Origin of the sequence: Dehalobacter sp. CP, from assembly GCF_047652685.1 — a bacterium.
Classification (GTDB): domain Bacteria; phylum Bacillota; class Desulfitobacteriia; order Desulfitobacteriales; family Syntrophobotulaceae; genus Dehalobacter.
Genome location: NZ_CP157399.1, coordinates 1,229,986 through 1,247,580 on the forward strand (window position 1 = coordinate 1,229,986; position 17,595 = coordinate 1,247,580).

Here is a 17,595-nt window from a genome sequence, read left to right on the forward strand (position 1 = left end):
TGGGACAAAAGTCCACCGACCGACAGCTTTTTAAGAGCGCTCATGGGGCGGGAGTTTCAGGAGTTGCCGGAACTTCAGGGGCTGCGGGAATAGCTTTCTCAATTCGCCTTAACTTCTTCGACATTTTTGATATAAACTGGTTGGTATGAATTAAATAAAGCTTAAAAGCATTCGGGTCCGCTGCGGCCATTTCGCTCATAGCGATAAACAGATCGTCGAATCCTTTGGTTATCAGAACGAAGCGGGCGTCTGCCTGGGTCATGGACAGGTTGAGCTTTAAGATCTTGCTTTCAAGTTCTATTTCGGCGATGCGCTTGGCTGCTGCATTTTCATTTTCAAGTACGTCAAGCTTCCGCTGCAGCTTCAAAACATTTCCCTGCTCGGCCCATACGGCTTGCAGGTTATCCGTGGCTTCTTTTTTCGCCTGGCCAAGCTCATTGGATAATTGGGAGATGGCGCTCTTTTGGGCGTCACGGTCTTTCTGCAGCGCTTCTTTCTCAGCGAGGGCCTGTTTCCTGTCATTGACCGCCTGCTGCAGTTCGCGGATGGCCATGTTCTCAAGATCAAATTGGGTAATGAATTCCTCCCGTTCCTCTGCCGGGAGCCCCAGGAGGAGGAACGCCTGGGTATAGCCCAGCTTAGCAAACGGCTCTATTTTCTCGCTGACGCCGGGGGCGGTGGCGCCTGAGTCGACGGTGCCGGACAGATCGGGCCCGTACGCTTCAGCTATGCGCATGAGTTTATAGGCCGTGCTCTCTGAATACTCCACGGCATTCTCCAACCATGCGACAAATTCGCCATAAGGGATCTTTTCCTTGGCCTCCATGAGGCGATATCCTATTTCCACGGCGCTGACGAGCAGGATTTTTTTTGTTTGCTCTTTGATTGCCACTATTTCACCAGCGATAATGTCCGGTGTTCTTACGCTTACATCTGTGATATGATTTGTCTTCATGATTAACGTCCTCCCCGGTTATTCCCTTTCCCAGCATGATATGTTGCCAAGCCTTTTGACGTGAATCTTCCATACGGCAAAATTTCTGAATTTAAAGAATTTGTATGCGCCTACAAATTCTTCGGTTATTGAAGTAAAAAATTAACGGCGGTCTTGCGGCCACCGTTAATTTGGCTGATTTTTAAAAGACTACATGATGCAGCCTGTGGGAATAATAACCATAAACCAGGCAGGAAAGCGAGATATTTTGTCGAAATTTAGAATTTCTAAGCAATGTTGAAGGAGTATTTCATGTTTAACGCAGACTTTCTGACGCTGATTTTGATTGCAATATTTGCGCTGCCCATACTCATAGGGGCTTTTGCGGAATTTTCCCGTGAAAAAATCCAATTATCCTTACGGTCATTGGGCGATGGCTTAGCGTTTATATTGGCGCTTTTTCTTGCGATCTATCTGACCAGAGGGATTTTCTTTCAGCATAATTACGGCATATTTGCCCGGATCTATCATGGGATTCCCGACCAGATCCGGGGACTGCTGGCCGGTAAGGATGTACTGATATACATGGTCGCCGTCCCGCTGATCGCTTCGCTGCTCAGCGGTCTGATCGGGTTCATTACCCGTCCGGTTTACAATGCTGTATTAAGCCCTCTGGCTAATGGTTTGTATAAGCTGTTAATTCTTGCCGGAAGCGGGCTGAGACGTATAATCGGCGCTTTGGTCCAGCTGCCCCGGACTGCCGTAATGGTCTTTATTTCCGCACTGCTGCTGAATTTCTATGCCTATTATTTTCCTTCCCAGCCTTTGACCCGAATGATGAATGATTCGAGCGGTTATCAGTTTATCTACAAAAATGCCGTTTCTCCCGTCCTGAACTCCAATCTTGCACAAAAGATACCGGTGCTGGTCAATGACTATTTCAGGCAAAATGCGGTTTCCGATCCGACGAAGAGTAAGGGGTGGGTAATCACCTATTTTAATGGGGTAACCCTGGATGAAGCCGTTCAATCAGATCCGCAAATCGATGCCGCCGCACGCCAGGTGGCAGGCGACGCTTACAGAACAGCCGTCAAAAAGCCTATTTCATCTACGAATGGATCACCCGGAACCTAACCTATGATGAGCGGAAAGCGGCTCAGCTCAGTAAAGATTTAAGCGGAATGGATTCGGGTTCGGTCATGGCATTCAATACCCGCAGAGGTGTCTGTTTCGACTATGCGTGTCTCTATGTCTCCATGTGCCGGGCGGTCGACCTGAAGGTCCGCCTGGTTACCGGTCTGGGATACAGCGGATCAAGCTGGGGCGATCATGCCTGGAATCAAGTTTATATTCCGGAAGAGGACAGGTGGGTTAATGTTGACGCTACTTTCGGGACTATATACAATTATTTTGACAAACCGGATTTCAGTGTTGACCATCGGGATGCGGAAGTGCAAGGGGAGTGGTAACTACGTGTGAAGTGTGTGAGCGCTGCCTCAAACCCCGTTCTCGCCGGAAGGCAACCGGTCATACTGACCGGAATAAAAGGATGTTGAGTAACTGTAGGCATTACACCAACGACAACTGAATTAACAGGCCGGAAAGTAACAATCAGTCAATCATTAGATGATCTCTGAATTCAGGAGTCATCTTTTTTACATTATAAAAGACCATATTTGTAAAATGACTACAGAAAGTGTTGCAAAAGTTGCCTTAGATTGTCTATTAAATAAAGTGAATAAAAAACACAATTCTAATACTATTATTCTTTGAGTTTTTTTACTGTTCTTTAGGAGGATACAATAGTGAAACGTTCAAAAATTGAGGTATTGATCGCAGATAGGCAGACACTTTTTGCAGAAGGGATGGCCTCGTTATTATTGCAGGAATCAGATATTGAATTTGTGGGTATCGCCCTAAATACAGCGGATTGTCTTGAAATAGTAAAAAAAGCTTATCCGGATGTTGTGTTGTTGGATATCAATTTATCAGATGTTTGCAGTGTCGACATAATGGACTGGATTAATAAAGAATTTCCTGACACAAAGATTATTATCCTTACTGGGCAAAGCCCAGAAGAATTTATAGAAGTATCTTTTGTTCAAGGGTTAGCAGGATTTCTCTTAAAAGACTGTACAAAAAATGAAATAGTTACAGCCATCAGAAAAGCGATTAAGGGAGAGGTGTATTTATCCCAAAACCTTTCGGTTTATTTGAAGCCAATTCCTGCACATTTACGGAGTAGAATGAATGATTCCGATCCATTTCTGTTTCATAATGCTTCCTTAAATGTGAATAATTCGCAAGAAGTTCTAACAGAGAGGGAATCTGAAATCCTCATTCTAATTGCAAAAGGTTTAAGAAATAAGGAAATTGCCGCAAGTTTGGGAATTTCGAAACGTACAGTGGAGTATCATGTCAGCAACATTTTGGAAAAGCTTGGAGCAAAATCCCGATTGGAAGCAGTGTTGAATTATAAAGAAATAAGGCGTGGAATAATGTAATATTCGGCAATCTGAAATTGAGTTTTTTTAGGATAACCTGTAGTAAATACGGTTTACATTATGTGGAAATTATTACAAAATGTAAATTGTAATAACATTAATCTCAAATCAAAATGCAAGCCAATTAAAGTGAAAAAAAGACCTGTTTAGAAATTAACTCTGAAATTATGAGATTAATGTTACTTCCCAAAGGTTTATGTCACAAAGGGAGGTGGACAGGCTATGGCCCATATAAGATCTCCGTCTACGTTAAAAGGATCTCTCATCAGATACTATAAAAAGAGGATGAAAGGATTGGTGTTCACATGAAAACAAAAAGTAGAAAAAAATTAACCGTATTGCTTGCTTTATCTCTGTGCTTATCCCTTGCGCTTCCTGTCGCATCATTTGCAGAATCGACTCTTGTAAATGCGAGTAGATCGGGAGCAAGTTATTTCATTACTCCTTGGACGGATTATGCAACAAAGTCCTATTTAGGATCTACGGAAAGACTGGATTATGGATTTAATACTTTCTTGATTAATGAAGATGTTGCGTATGCTTATAGTGATGGAAGCATACATTGCGCTAGAATTAAAAACGGAAGTGGGACTCATAATGGACCCATGGTAGTTGCAAGAGAAGACTCGAATCTTGAAGTACAACATTCCGGAACCACAGTGAATTATTATAGTATTGCACAATAAGCTTAATATTTGAATAATACATGAGCTTTCAATTCAATCAGATTGAAAGCTCATGTACTTTCGATATAATATAAGTGAGTTTAAAGGTTTGGTTACGATATGACGATATGGAGGCATTCTTTAGCCCCGTATTTGCCACAACTAATAGAGAAGGGTTTTCTGTATTATGAAGAAAATAAAAGTGATCGTCATATACTTGTTAATCACTATAGGCTTTATTTTTAATGGGGAATTGTTCATTCTTTATCTGGACGGCTTTCAAGAATCCTATTACCAGTCGGGATTTGATTTTGTGAATCGAGAAGCTGCTATCGGGGAAAAAGAAGTCATCCAGGATTTTCTCGATGCAGGAAAGGAGTATGATGTCGATTTCTTCTTTGTGGACAGTACGATTATCTCGGCCTACGCAAAAGAGATCACGGTATTCGGCACGCCCAACGCTTTGAAAACATTACAAATCAAAGGTATTCTTGAAGGAAAGCATAACAGCCTTTTTATGGGAGAAACACAAGTTAGATATGCGGATTTCAGTAAGATTAAGACGATGGAAAAGTTCAAAGACTGTTATTACATCGGCGATCAATCCCAACTGAAAGCCATGCGCTTATTTAAAGCGAGCTTGGTAGGTAAATACGGAGGCGGACTCCCTAAATTGTTCAGTTCCGATAAAGAGACTTGGCTGAATCTATCGGCGGTTTGGTCTATCGTTTTTGGCTTGATCTTGCTGCTGACGATTTATGAAATCATCAGTCTGAAGAAGGAGATCACGGTGCGGATAACCCTTGGGGAGGATGTCCGAACTGTTTTTGGCAAAAATGCTTTGGCTGATATCGGTATCCTGGTCAGTGCCTTCCTTAGCTTGCCGTTCATATTAAGCCTATTATCCAATTCCAATGTACTTTTTAAAATTAAAGCCCTTGCCCTGTCCTTTCTGGTGTTAATAATTGTAAATACCCTGATCAATGCGGCAATTTTGCGCGTTAACTTTAAAAAAGATATCGCCGTCAGACGCTCCGGCGGCGGACTGCTTACAGCCAACTATATCCTGAAAACCATAACCACCATACTCACCCTCATTGTCTTGTCCAGCAATTTCTCCATCCTAGCTCAAGGGTATCTGATGTATAAGCAGCATGATTTTTTCTCCGAACATAAGGATTATAGTTACTATCAATTGAATTACAGGGTGAATAATCACTTAGGTAAAACAATATCAGATGAAAGCATGATGAATCAAGAATTCTATAAACGGTTTCAAAAATATTCCTTGCAATACAACGATTTGACAGCTAATTTCAGCAGCCCGTACCCTGTTATCTTAATCAATAGAAACGCCTTTGAAGAAATATCAAGAGTAAGCAATGCCTTGACAGCGACGGTCAAAAGCGCCGACGACGATTATTATATCCTGATCCCGTCCGGCATATCGGAGGATTCTCAGGAATGTTTTATTGCGAAAGAAATGATCACTGCTTTTTTTGGAGAAAAAATTCTTTCAAGCGTTAAAACCAAAGTATATGACGGCGACATGAGTTTTGTGGGCATTCATAATCAGCCGAACAAGTACGTAAGCCGACCAATGGCGAACCCGATCATAATTTTCAATAATACGCTTCAAAAAATTGATGAATATCAGGCAGGTAACGATATGTACTATGCCTATGATACGATGTACAATATCCCCGAACAGGACTTCAATCAGTTCATCGCGGAGTATCAGCTGTCTGATCAAATCAGGGTCAAATCCAATGCCCTGGATATCTATGAACACAATTGGGCGATTATCTTACGCAATGTGAAATTAGTCGTTATTTTATCGATCTTCTTGCTGGCTCTGGAAATCGCGCTGATCAGTTTTATTATCAAACTGGAGTATCAGTTCAACGCAATGGAACTGGCGCTGAAAAAAGTACTTGGATACTCACTCTTTGCCAGAAATAAGAGGTTGATACTTATCACGTTAGTCGTTTTTCTGGTGAGCATCATCCTGGCGTTTTTATTTAGAGAGCTTTTAGGGATTGCCGAAGGTGCCGATTTCATCTGGGGAGGGCTCATTTTGCTGGCGGTTGAGTTAATATTTATTGCTAAGAAGGCAAGTACAGTGGAAAAAGCCAATGTACCTGCCATTCTAAAAGGAAGGGTATTATGATTGAAGGAATTAATATCACCAAAAAATTTGATGGTTTGACTCTGTTTCAAGATTATAGTTTTCTGATTAAGGATCAGGAATTCGTATGCTTTTCCGGTGCCAGCGGAACGGGAAAGACCACATTATTGAACATGATTGGCTTAATCGAGCCGGTTGACGCCGGAAGTTTAAGAATTAACGGAACCGAGTACACGACAAATAAGCAAAAACTGGCGTATTTTCGCTCTGTTGTCGGTTTCCTATTTCAAAATTTTGCGCTGATCGAAAGTAAAACAGTGAAACAGAACCTTGAGTTGATCAGGCGGGACAGCCGCATGAATTATACGATTGAAGAAGTGCTGGAAAGAGTCGGGCTGGAAAGTAAGCTGCATAGCAAGGTGTATACCCTGTCCGGCGGAGAGCAGCAGCGCGTAGCGTTGGCTCGTCTATTTCTTAAAAAATGTGACATTATTTTAGCTGACGAACCAACAGGCTCGCTGGACGCCAAAAACGCTCAAATCATTATGGATATTCTATTTTCTCTGAATACCGAAGGTAAAACCGTCATTATCGTGACCCATGATCAAAAAATTAAAGATAAGGCGCGAAGGGTTATCGAACTGTAAATTTCGATTTGAACAGGTAATATATATGCTTACTATGTTAACTTAGTTTATTAAACATAAGGAAACGAAGTGTAAATTTTGAAAAGATAAAAATAGTATAAAGCAATGCTGCCGAAAGGGCAATCGTAGCAATGCTTGGAACAAGCAGCAAAGTCTACAATATTGTTACTAAGGATGAAGAAGCCGGAATAGATTATTCATTGGATGTTGGGTATAAACAGACAGAATCTTTCCGGAAATCTCTCGCAGAAAAGAAAAATAAAACGTATGAACCTGGAGTCTTTTTAGTAGTGCCGGGGGTTAGTGTAGATATGTCTGAAGAAAACATTGCTGCAGTCGTATACGAAGATATCAATGGGAACAGGATAAATATTCCGATTGTGGGGATTGAACCAACGACAACTGAATTAACAGGCGGAAAGTAACAATCAGTCAATCATTAGATGATTTCTGAATTCAGGAGTCATCTTTTTTACATTATATAAGACCATATTTGTAAAATGACTACAACAAATTTTGGCTTTTACAGTTCTACCAATGGGTACTGTCAATAATTCTTCGCAAATTTTATTCTGCTTGGTACGAGTCTCTGGTTATTATCTTGACCCCAAAGCAAGACTTGATATGGGGGCGACTGATGCTACCCTTAAGCATGGGATGGGGCTAACCTAGAAGGAATACATCATTTGAGCCACATCCCACGAGCCATTGAAGCATTCGTCGTGGGGTCCCATGGTCAAGTCTACCCCAGAGTATCCCTTGTTAAGAGCCGGAATTTATCCGGCCAGACTGTTCTCTTAGTTCCAACCAGAATTGAAAATTCAATTGTACAATGCATCAAATAATTCGTTAGTTACAACTCAACTTAATGGCTATATTGACAGTGAAACGAGAGATAAATATGCTGGAATTGTAAACCTTGCTTAAAGTTCAACAATATTTTATTATATGTCATATTCCTTCGATATTTCGGCTCTTGGCTTGCCGTTCAAATATAACTGAACCATTTGATTCTTGAATTCACCGGAAAAGGATCTGCGTTTTCTTTTGGTCATTGTATTCGCTTCTTTACTTTTGATCTTAATTTACAAGACCTTAAGAAAACTGTCCAGTTAAGTGTAGCCTACTCACTCTTACTCCACACATAACAGGTACGGCTGCATACGGGATTGGTTATACTTCTGTTTCAAGTCTTTTTGACCAAGTCTACAATGCCAAATACAGTTATTACCATTTGCCGCCTACAACTTATTAGTATAAGACTAAGGCAGCGGAACTTTCCGCTGCCTTAAGTAAGCTTAACCAATACAGATAACCTTAAAATATGGTAATAATTTACTTTATTCACAAAATCAAAAAACGATTAAAAATGCTGCAAAAATACTTCATGATTGTCTTTTATATATTTTATTTCTTTCCTTATCTTTGTCTTCTGATACCCAGAATATGTTATTATTGTTATCAAAGGAGTGTGTTTTGATAATAATGATGATAATGACAGCATTGACAAATGATGACGATAAGGATTATATGGTGGACTTATATCGAAACTATTATGGCCTCGTACGGAAGACCGTTTATAATATCACCCATGATACGAATATTGTGGAAGACCTGATTGATGATACTTTTCTCAAACTTATCGGTAAAATTCCCTTACTGCGTACATTTGAAAGTTGCAAAACAGCTGCTTATATTGTCTATACTTCCAGGAGCGTGGCAATCAATTTTATTAAACATCGCGATGTGGAAAAAAAGCATATGTATTATGGGGAGGACGCAGACCTTGCCGAAACGGTTATCGACCTTAAAGGCGGTGTGGAGGGCATGATCATTAGTCAGGAAGAGGCATCGGAGATGAACGAAACCATTTTAAGACTTCCCGAAAAAGAAAAAGATCTGTTATATTTCAAATATATCTTAGAAATGAATAATGAAGAACTCGCAGAAATTTTGGGAATTAAACCGGGCAGTGTCCGGCAGTATTTAACCAGGGCAAGGAGAAAAGCCCAAAAACTGATCAAAAAGGAGGTGGTATAACATGGTGAATAAGCACTCACAATCAATGCAGAAGAAACTTTATGAGGAATATGAAGACAGTTTGTTCAGGCTGGTTATGTACGAGACTGCGGAAAAAGAAGGAAAAGCTTTACTGGAAGAAAGAGAAAAGCTGAAAAATGATCCCGCATTTGTTCCATCGGAGGAAGCTGTTCAAAAGTTCAGAGCTCAATTGGATAATATCTTGAAAAAGAAGAAGGCTTATGCGTTAAGGCAAAAAACTTTCAGGATCTTGAATAGGTCTGCGGTAGCTATGCTGATTGTTATTATTCTATTGTTTACCACCGTAGCCAGCGTACAAGCGATTAGAGTCAAAGTATTGAACTTTTTCATGGATATTCAGCCGAAATATACATCTTATCAGGTAAATGAAACTGGCAATGTATCGGGCAACGGCGGACCGGTTGTCAACTGGACCAATGCCTATATTCCGACATATATACCGGAAGGATACAAAGTCACTAACTCTTCCAATAGTGAAATGTACAAAGAAATTATATTTAAAAATCAACAGGATATGTTTATTGTTTATTCGGAGTTAACTGAAGGCAGCATAGCCCAAGTGGACACGGAAAATGCATCCGTCTTTAAAGAAATCAGTATAAACGGCCACAAAGGGACGCTTACGGTGAAAAACTCCACGGTTACAATAGTATGGCAAATGGAAGGCCATATATTTACGGTGAATGCATCGACGGATCAGGATACTGCGCAAAAGATTGCTGAGGAAGTAAAATATATTAATTAAATTGTAAAAATTTGTTGCAAAAAACCTTCTTTGTTGTCTTTCGTAAATGGAAGATATTACAAAGGAGGTTTTTTATTTATGAAAAAAATAATCTGTATGAGTCTAATTGTACTTATGGCTATTTTTTCTGCAGTTCCGGCTTATGCCGCTATTGATGGAAAAAGCGTAAGTACACAAGGATCAGGAACGGTAAGCCCTTTATTTACTTACATTTTACAACTAAATGTAGGTCTTGAGATTGATTCATCAGGGAAAGCGGCTTGTTTGGGTAAAGCTACTCTTTACTCCGGTACCAATCGTGTAGATTTAACGGTACAATTGCAGAAATTTACCGGCAGTAGCTGGAGTGCAATTAAAACCTGGACGTCATCGGGAGTTGGGATGTCTGGCACGACAATATTACAAAACTATTATGTTGTCAGCGGAACCTATCGGGTATCTGCTACAGCTAAAGTTTATAATTCTTCTGGAAATTTGCTGGAAACTGCTACGGCGTATTCTCCTACGGCAACATATTAATATGGAAATGCTAATTACCCCCAATATTTTGCTTCGATATTAAATATTCAAATCAGAAATCAGTGGAAAAGACCAACATATCTTCCTCTTTTCTACCGATCCTTATGAACCAATTAACATTCTCAGTTAAAAATAAATACGAAAGGGTGGACTCCTATAACACTGATGATAAAGGTATTTGTGTAGACAAGGAAGAGACGTATTTATTTGGTTCTATTAAGCCGATGAGAATTTCAATGATTTATAAAAAAGGTACCGGTGGGGTCAACGCCATGCAGGGAAAGAATTCTTGCATGGCGTTCTGGGCTAAATCAAATAGCGCAGAACAAGGTAAACCGTACTGATGGCGACGGTGATCAGCATTATGGGGAAGCAGACTTTAAAGTACTGGCCGAAGGTTATTTTATATCCTGCTTCCTCGGCCATGCCGGAAGCCACAACATTGGCACTTGCCCCGATAATGGTGCCGTTTCCGCCCAGACAGGCCCCCAGTGAGAGCGCCCACCATAACGGTGTAATATCCATTCCGGTCAGCACGCCGACTTCCTGAATCAGCGGGATCATGGTCGCGGTAAACGGGATGTTGTCAACAAAGGCCGAAGCGATCGCGGAAACCCAGAGAACGGCCATTCCGAGTAAAAACATGTCACCGTTGGTTTGCTGAACGATGCTTTTTGCGAGCACTTCCAAAACTCCGGCCCGTTCCAGACCGCCCACCAGCATAAAAAGACCGGCAAAGAAGAAGATCGTTTTCCACTCGACTTCTTTCAATACTTTCTCCGGTTTGACTTTGGAAATCAGCAGAAGAAGGACTGCCCCGGTCATGGCTACGACCGAAGACGGATAATTTAAAACGCCATGCAGGATAAAGCCCAGGATGGTCAGGCTCAGTACGATGAGGCATTTAGTAAGGAGCTTCTTATCCTTGAGTGCTTCGTATTCGTTGAACAGCAGGACCTTTTTTTTGTTCTCTTCTTTTGTATGGAGATATTTTTTATAGACCAGCAGAAATGCTCCAATCGTGACGAGCAGGATAGGAACAATGATTGGTGCAACATTAATAACAAAATCCATAAAGCTTAAGCCCGCCTTTGTCCCGATCATGATATTTGGCGGGTCGCCAATCAGGGTCGCCGTGCCGCCGATGTTCGAGGCAAAGATCTGGCTGATGACGAACGGGATGGGCTTTATCTTAAGGTCTTTTGTGACATCCAGCGTGATCGGGAGAATCAACAGGATTGTGGTTACATTGTCCAGGAAGGCTGAAGCGACCGCTGTGATGAAGGAAAGGTACACCAACACTTTCCAGGGTTCTCCCTTGGCCAGCTTGACAACTTTAATGGCCAGAAATTCGAACACACCGGTGCGCTGGGTAATCATGACGATCACCATCATGCTGATCAGCAGGGCAAGGGTGTTAAAGTCGATGGCTTCGTAAGGATTCTCCTGGTCTAAAAGCCCCGTAAGCGCCATCAGGACACCGCCGCCGAGCGCGATGATCACTCTGTCAATCTTTTCAGTCACGATGAGCAGATAGGCAGCCGCAAAGATGATGACAGACAGTGTCATGGCAGGTGTGAATTCCATAGTTGAGAGGCCTCCTTCGTCTTTGGACAGTAAACTTTTTCCTCATACATTATGACATTCTTGGCAAATTAATCAACAAGTATGAGGCGAGCAGGACAAATATTTATATTTTCCAAATTCTTTATTTTCTTATATAATAAACTGATATAATATATGGAGGAATTCCAATCAAAAAGATCGCTCCGATTGAAGAGGAGATACAGGAGGGTACAATGGACGAAAAAATGGCCAAATTGAAGGAATACCTTCAAATGGAGACAGAGATTGCTTTCGAAGAATTCAAGACCTATTATACCAGTGTGATTGAACAGCTGAACAAAACGTATAACGAGATGGACCAGGCTGCCTGCTTGAAAGCCAGGTATATCTGCAGTATCGTTCAGGGAAACGCCGAATCTCGTGCCCAGAGAAGCAAAGTGAATGGGAAAGCCTTCAAAAAAATGGCTGCCAAATGCGGATTTTGGGTCGATGCGATTGATCATCGGCTGAAAAAAGAAGGAATGACGCAGAATGAGATTGACGCGGTAATGGGTGAGATAAATAAGGCTGCTGAGCAGTAAAGACGTTCGGGATTTATCGGCGAAAAGGGTATGGATGGAGAATCAGCGATGATCATTATCCTGTCACATCAATTTCTCGATTTTGATGCGCTTGCAGCGATGGCCGCAGCGCAAAAGCTATGTCCGGAAGCCGTATTGGTGATCGACGGCAAATACGGTTCTTATGTACAGGAGTTTTTATCGCTGGCCAAAGAACAGTTGCCCTACTACCGCTTCAAAGATATTGACGTGGACAAGGTAGAAAAGATCATTCTCGTGGATACACAGGAAATCGAACGGTCCATCGGCAATAAAAATCTTATGGACCGGCTTCGGACCATCCCGATTGAGATCATTGACCATCATCCTGTCCTTGAACCGGATGGCCGGGACCGGACGGTTGAAATGGTTGGGGCCTGTACAACGATTCTGGTGGAACAGATTCAGCAAAGAGGCATTAACCTGACCAGTTTTGATGCGACGTTAATGGCTCTGGGGATTTATGATGACACCGGGAGCCTGCTTTTTGCCAACACAACACCGAGGGATCTGCTGGCAGCCGCCTATCTTTTGGAAGAAGGGGCCGAGCTTGCCGTCATGGCGGAGTATCTGCAGAGACCGCTTACCTCGGAGCAAAAGGACTTATTCCAGCAGTTACTGGATAACGGCATGATCGAAAAATATAACGAAATGCCGGTTTTTATCTCCTATGCCGAAAGCAAGGAATATTTTTCAGGGCTGGCTTTGCTTGCTCACCGGATCGGTGAATTTGAGAATGCGGAGATCTTTTTCCTCGTCGTGAAGATGGAAGACAGGGTCTATCTTGTCGGAAGAGCAAGAGGAGGCAGCAGCCTGCCGCTCAATGAAATTGTTCAGGCTTTTGGTGGCGGAGGTCATGAAAAAGCCGCTTCAGCCGTAATCAAAAATGGCAATATCGACAGCATCCTCAGGCTGTTACGAGAAGAAATCAAGCTGAGGGCAGAGAAACCAACGACGATACGCGACATTATGAGTTATCCTGTTAAAACGGTTTTCCCGGATACCTCGATCGAAGAGGTAGGCAAGATGCTTCTAAAGTACGGGCATACCGGCCTGCCTGTTGTCCAGGCTGAAAAACTTGTCGGGATCATCTCGCGCAGGGACGTGGACAAGGCCCTGAAACACGGGCTGCAGCACGCTCCGGTTAAGGGATTTATGACCCGGGACGTGATTACGGTCCAGCCGGATTTAAGTTGGGAAGAAGTCCAGAAGCTGATGGTTTTACATGATATCGGCAGAATCCCGGTGGTGGAAAACGAGATCCTTACCGGTATTGTGTCGAGATCCGATGTGATGCGGCTCATTTATGGCAGCGTCGTACCGACCTTAAATGAGCTTGCCAGAGACAGAAGCATAGCCAGACGGGAAGAAATCCTGCGGCATATTGCAGAGCTTCCCCAGTACATTCAGGATGATCTGGCGGCAATTCGGGAAGCCGCTTCGGAAATGGGGAACCAGGTCTATCTGGTTGGCGGTTTTGTCAGAGATTTACTGATGAATATGCCGAACCATGATCTGGATATTGTTGTCGAAGGCAACGGGATTGAACTGGGCAAGATCCTAAGTAAGAAACTGGCTTGCGATAAATTGGTCTTGCATCACTCCTTTGGCACAGCGAGTCTGATGTTTAGCAACGGCACGCATTTGGACATTGCTTCAACCCGCCGGGAGGATTATGATTTTCCCGGAGCTTTGCCGGTTGTGGAGGAGTCAACCCTCAGAGAGGATTTGCTCCGGAGAGATTTCACCATTAATGCCATGGCTTTATGTTTGAACGAAGACAGTTTTGGCGATATCATTGATTATTATGGCGGTTTTCGTGACCTGCAGCAAAAGGAAATTCGTTTCTTGCATAACCTCAGCTTTATTGACGATCCTACCCGGATGCTCAGAGCCATAAAGTTTGCAGTTCGGTATGCGTTCAAGCTTGCCAAGGTGACGGCGGATGCGATACCGATCGCCTTAAAAGAAGATGTTTTTGCCAAAATCAGCGCGGACCGCTTTACGGAAGAACTGATCCTGATCTATAAGGAAGCCAAATTTCAGTACATGGGCCGCGAATTAATACGGACCGGTGTTTTCAAAGCCTGGTTTAAAGCGGATTATGCCTGGAACTTTGAGGAGGCGGAGTCCGTCGGTGAGCAAAGGTCGTTGACCGAACGATGGCTCATCAGCCTGAAAAATCTGGACAGTACAGAGATTTCCGCTGTTTTGGACAGACTGGCCTTACATAAATCGCTCAAAAAGATTACGCTGGAATATCTGCGGCTGAAGCAAGCCTTAAAACTGGAAGATCTTACCGATCTGAAAAACGTTGATGAATTACTTGCAGGAGTTCCGTTATTGTTGTTTAATATTCTTGGCAGTGATGATGCCTATACGGATTCTCTGAAAAAATACCGTTTGCTGCGCGATGGAATCCAGATGAAAACAACCGGAAAAGATCTGCGGCAATTAGGCGTCAGGGAAGGACCGGAAATCGGCAGCATCCTGAAACAGATTCGGCTGGCCTGGCTCGAAGGAAAAATTCGGACTCCGGATGAAGAAAAAAGGTATCTCCAAATCCTGCTCGAAAAAAATGACAGAGCTGATTGCGTAGATAATAAACCAATAGATCATAGATTTTTATGAATTGTAAAATCCTGAAGGGAGAAATGACTTTGAGAAACAGAATTTTTAGCGGTATGCGGCCGACAGGTTCGCTGCATATAGGACATTTAAGCGTTCTGCAGAACTGGGCTGCGCTCCAGGATGAATATGAATGCTATTTTGGCATTGTCGACTGGCATGCGCTGACCACTGGTTATGAAGATAAGCTTGACCTTAAGGCTTTCATCCGAGAAATGGCCCTGGACTGGCTGAGTATCGGCATTGATCCCGAAAAGAGCGCGGTGTTCATTCAATCCCAGGTCAAGGAACATGCGGAACTTCACCTTTTGTTCTCCATGTTCACGCCGATTTCGTGGCTGGAAAGAGTGCCGACGTATAAGGATCAGCTCCAGCAGCTCGGGAATGAAGGCAAAGACCTGCATACGTATGGTTTTCTCGGTTATCCTTTACTGCAGGCGGCGGATATTCTCGTCTACAAGGCCAAAGCCGTCCCGGTAGGAGAAGATCAGATTCCGCATATCGAACTTTGCCGGGAAGTCGGACGCCGCTTTAATTACCTGTATGGGAACGTTTTTCCCGAACCGCAGGCCCTTATCGGCAAAGTGCCGCTGCTGCCGGGTGTTGACGGCCGAAAAATGAGCAAAAGCTATAACAACGCGATCTCGCTTACAGCCTCAACGGAAGAAATCAATATCAGGGTCAGACAGATGATCACGGATCCCGAGCGCCTCCGCAAGGACGACCCGGGACATCCGGAAGTCTGTGTGGTTTCCAAGTTTCATCATATTTATACGCCGGATGTGAACCGGGTCGAAGAAGAATGCTGCGCCGGCAAGATCGGCTGCGTCGCCTGTAAGAAGTATCTGGCCGAGAACATCGATAAAGTGCTTGCCCCCTACCGGGAAAGAAGATTATTCTGGGATGAAGACGGCAAGGTTGAAAAAGTACTGCAGGAGGGCGCCGAAAAAGCCGGAATCACCGCTGCGGCAACCATGGCGGAAGTCCGGTCAGCGCTGGGAATCTGATGGATGATGCGCTAAAACATAAACCTTATATTAAAATTCCCAATTTTCAAGGCCCTCTGGATTTACTCCTTCATCTGATCCAGGAGCATAAAGTTGATATTTATGATATTCCTATCGCGCTTATTGCCGATCAATTCATCGCTACTGTCCGCAAATTAGAAGCGCTGGATATGGAAGTGACTTCGGAATTTCTGGTGCTGGCGGCCCATTTGTTGTATCTGAAATCACGGCAGCTGCTGCCAAAACCGCAAAAGACCGAAGAGGAGCTGTTGCTGGAAGAAGAGATGAAACAAGACCTTGTGGAAAGGCTTGTCACCTACAGGGCTTTTAAAAGTATTGCCTCGTTTTTGAGCTCGAGGGACGAAACGCTGGGCAGCAGATATTTTCGGGAAATCGATCTGGAAGAGATCCTTTCCAGGATCCCGCCGCCGAACCCTTTGCAGGGCATTGTCATGGAGGATTTGTTCAAGGCATTTCAAGCTGTTCTGGAGCGGGTTGAAAAAGGTGAGGATATCCAGTATGTGCAGATCGAGGAAATCCCTGTGGAGATGATGACGAGCGACATCATGCGCAGAATGATCCTGCATCCCAGAGGGTTGAAGTTCAGTCAGCTTCTAAGATACGGGTCGAGAGTAGAAATTGTAGTAGCCTTTATTGCCTTGCTTGAGCTGCTCAAAGAAGGAAAAGTCAGGGCGGAGCAAAGCAAGGAGGCCAATGAAATATTTTTGGTTCCAACCGAAAAAGCTTGGGACTTTCGAAATGAGGAATTGGGATGATGCTGTTTCAGGATACGGAGATTGCTGCCCTGGAAGCTTTGCTTTTTGTGGCTAAGGAACCGCTGAGCATGACGAAGATTGCAGAGATACTGGAGATACCGGTCGATCATGTGCCTGAATTTCTGCAGGTTCTAAAGGACAGATATGAAGATCCCGCGAGTGGTCTGGTGATTATCGAGCTGGAACAGGGTTTCCGGCTTGGAACAAAGCCTGAACTTGCCGGTTATATCGAGGTCTTATACAAACAGCCTTCTCAGGTGCTGTCGAATGCAGCGCTGGAAGTCCTGTCGATTATTGCTTACAAGCAGCCGATTACCCGCGGCGAAATTGATTTTATCCGCGGCGTCCAATCCGACCGGGCGCTGGCCACGCTGGTTGAAAGAGGACTGGTCAAAGACTTGGGACGGAAGGATGGTCCGGGACGCCCGATCCTTTACGGGACAACTGAAGATTTTCTTATCCACTTTGGCCTGAAATCTATTCAGGATCTCCCGCCGCTGGAGCATACGGCAGAAGAAGAGGAAGAGGAAGCTTCAACGTATTTTGAGGAAGAACGGTCAGAAAATGTCTAATCAGTTTGAAAATATCCCAAAGCTAATGTTTGGGATATTTTTTAATCCCTCGAATTCTGAGGATTTAGATCATAAACCAAATTGTCGGCTACTATTCCAATTGCACTTGATGAAGTTGTCAGCAATAATAAAATCTGCAGAGGAGACTTGCTTATTTTCGTAGCCTTTGGTGGAGGACTTACTTCAGGTGCTATATTGGTTGAGTGGTAAAACAATCTCAATGATTCTGATCGGAAAAGTTGTC

Annotated in this window: 18 protein-coding genes; 16 read left to right on the forward strand and 2 right to left on the reverse strand. The window is 43.3% G+C overall.

What is annotated here, in order from left to right; genetic code table 11:
* Window positions 1-40: 40 nt before the first annotated feature.
* Complete coding sequence (locus AAH944_RS06290) at window positions 41-955, reverse strand: DUF3102 domain-containing protein (RefSeq protein ID WP_415537399.1); 915 nt, start codon at window positions 953-955, stop codon at window positions 41-43.
* 291 nt (window positions 956-1,246) lie between these two features.
* On the opposite strand from AAH944_RS06290, the gene AAH944_RS06295 reads away from it, so the two are divergent.
* The 10 genes from AAH944_RS06295 (at window position 1,247) to AAH944_RS06340 (ending at window position 10,203) form a co-directional block, all read left to right on the forward strand.
* A complete protein-coding gene (locus tag AAH944_RS06295; protein ID WP_415537400.1) occupies window positions 1,247-2,068 on the forward strand; it encodes a hypothetical protein in 822 nt (273 codons plus the stop codon).
* Window positions 2,053-2,403 carry a transglutaminase-like domain-containing protein gene (locus AAH944_RS06300; protein WP_415537803.1) on the forward strand — a complete coding sequence of 117 codons (351 nt, stop codon included), beginning with the start codon at window positions 2,053-2,055 and terminating at the stop codon, window positions 2,401-2,403. The genes AAH944_RS06295 and AAH944_RS06300 overlap by 16 nt, the downstream gene beginning before the upstream one ends.
* A gap of 336 nt (window positions 2,404-2,739) precedes the next feature.
* Window positions 2,740-3,438, forward strand: a complete 699-nt coding sequence (locus AAH944_RS06305; protein WP_415537402.1) for a LuxR C-terminal-related transcriptional regulator — start codon at window positions 2,740-2,742, stop codon at window positions 3,436-3,438.
* Window positions 3,439-3,743: 305 nt separating this feature from the next.
* Window positions 3,744-4,124 (forward strand): hypothetical protein, encoded by a 381-nt coding sequence (locus AAH944_RS06310; protein ID WP_415537404.1) that lies wholly within the window; start codon window positions 3,744-3,746, stop codon window positions 4,122-4,124.
* A gap of 166 nt (window positions 4,125-4,290) precedes the next feature.
* Window positions 4,291-6,273: a DUF1430 domain-containing protein gene (locus tag AAH944_RS06315; protein ID WP_415537406.1), complete on the forward strand. Its 1,983-nt coding sequence runs from the start codon at window positions 4,291-4,293 to the stop codon at window positions 6,271-6,273.
* Entirely contained in the window at window positions 6,270-6,878 is a 609-nt protein-coding gene (locus AAH944_RS06320) for an ATP-binding cassette domain-containing protein (RefSeq protein WP_415537408.1), read from the forward strand. Before AAH944_RS06315 ends, AAH944_RS06320 begins: the two co-directional genes overlap by 4 nt.
* Before the next feature lie 131 nt (window positions 6,879-7,009).
* Window positions 7,010-7,303, forward strand: a complete 294-nt coding sequence (locus AAH944_RS06325) for a hypothetical protein (RefSeq protein WP_415537410.1) — start codon at window positions 7,010-7,012, stop codon at window positions 7,301-7,303.
* A 1,060-nt stretch (window positions 7,304-8,363) separates the two neighbouring features.
* Entirely contained in the window at window positions 8,364-8,918 is a 555-nt protein-coding gene (locus AAH944_RS06330) for an RNA polymerase sigma factor (protein WP_415537805.1), read from the forward strand.
* 1 nt (window position 8,919) lies between these two features.
* The gene (locus AAH944_RS06335) at window positions 8,920-9,684 is read left to right on the forward strand and encodes a DUF4367 domain-containing protein (protein ID WP_415537412.1); all 765 of its coding nucleotides are present in this window, start codon (window positions 8,920-8,922) and stop codon (window positions 9,682-9,684) included.
* 78 nt (window positions 9,685-9,762) lie between these two features.
* Window positions 9,763-10,203 carry a hypothetical protein gene (locus AAH944_RS06340; protein WP_415537414.1) on the forward strand — a complete coding sequence of 147 codons (441 nt, stop codon included), beginning with the start codon at window positions 9,763-9,765 and terminating at the stop codon, window positions 10,201-10,203.
* Between the two features lie 306 nt (window positions 10,204-10,509).
* Here the strand turns inward: AAH944_RS06340 and AAH944_RS06345 are convergent, their stop codons facing one another.
* Entirely contained in the window at window positions 10,510-11,790 is a 1,281-nt protein-coding gene (locus AAH944_RS06345) for an SLC13 family permease (protein ID WP_415537416.1), read from the reverse strand.
* A 212-nt stretch (window positions 11,791-12,002) separates the two neighbouring features.
* On the opposite strand from AAH944_RS06345, the gene AAH944_RS06350 reads away from it, so the two are divergent.
* From AAH944_RS06350 to AAH944_RS06375, 6 genes are all read left to right on the forward strand, one after another.
* The gene (locus tag AAH944_RS06350) at window positions 12,003-12,350 is read left to right on the forward strand and encodes a hypothetical protein (protein ID WP_415537418.1); all 348 of its coding nucleotides are present in this window, start codon (window positions 12,003-12,005) and stop codon (window positions 12,348-12,350) included.
* A gap of 30 nt (window positions 12,351-12,380) precedes the next feature.
* Window positions 12,381-14,999: a CBS domain-containing protein gene (locus tag AAH944_RS06355; RefSeq protein WP_415537420.1), complete on the forward strand. Its 2,619-nt coding sequence runs from the start codon at window positions 12,381-12,383 to the stop codon at window positions 14,997-14,999.
* A 29-nt stretch (window positions 15,000-15,028) separates the two neighbouring features.
* The gene (gene trpS, locus AAH944_RS06360; RefSeq protein WP_415537422.1) at window positions 15,029-16,003 is read left to right on the forward strand and encodes a tryptophan--tRNA ligase; all 975 of its coding nucleotides are present in this window, start codon (window positions 15,029-15,031) and stop codon (window positions 16,001-16,003) included.
* Entirely contained in the window at window positions 16,003-16,779 is a 777-nt protein-coding gene (locus tag AAH944_RS06365; protein WP_415537424.1) for a segregation and condensation protein A, read from the forward strand. Before trpS ends, AAH944_RS06365 begins: the two co-directional genes overlap by 1 nt.
* Window positions 16,776-17,351, forward strand: a complete 576-nt coding sequence (gene scpB / locus AAH944_RS06370; RefSeq protein WP_415537426.1) for an SMC-Scp complex subunit ScpB — start codon at window positions 16,776-16,778, stop codon at window positions 17,349-17,351. Before AAH944_RS06365 ends, scpB begins: the two co-directional genes overlap by 4 nt.
* An 81-nt stretch (window positions 17,352-17,432) precedes the next feature.
* The gene (locus AAH944_RS06375; RefSeq protein ID WP_415537427.1) at window positions 17,433-17,561 is read left to right on the forward strand and encodes a 3-oxoacyl-[acyl-carrier-protein] synthase III C-terminal domain-containing protein; all 129 of its coding nucleotides are present in this window, start codon (window positions 17,433-17,435) and stop codon (window positions 17,559-17,561) included.
* Window positions 17,562-17,595 lie beyond the last annotated feature (34 nt).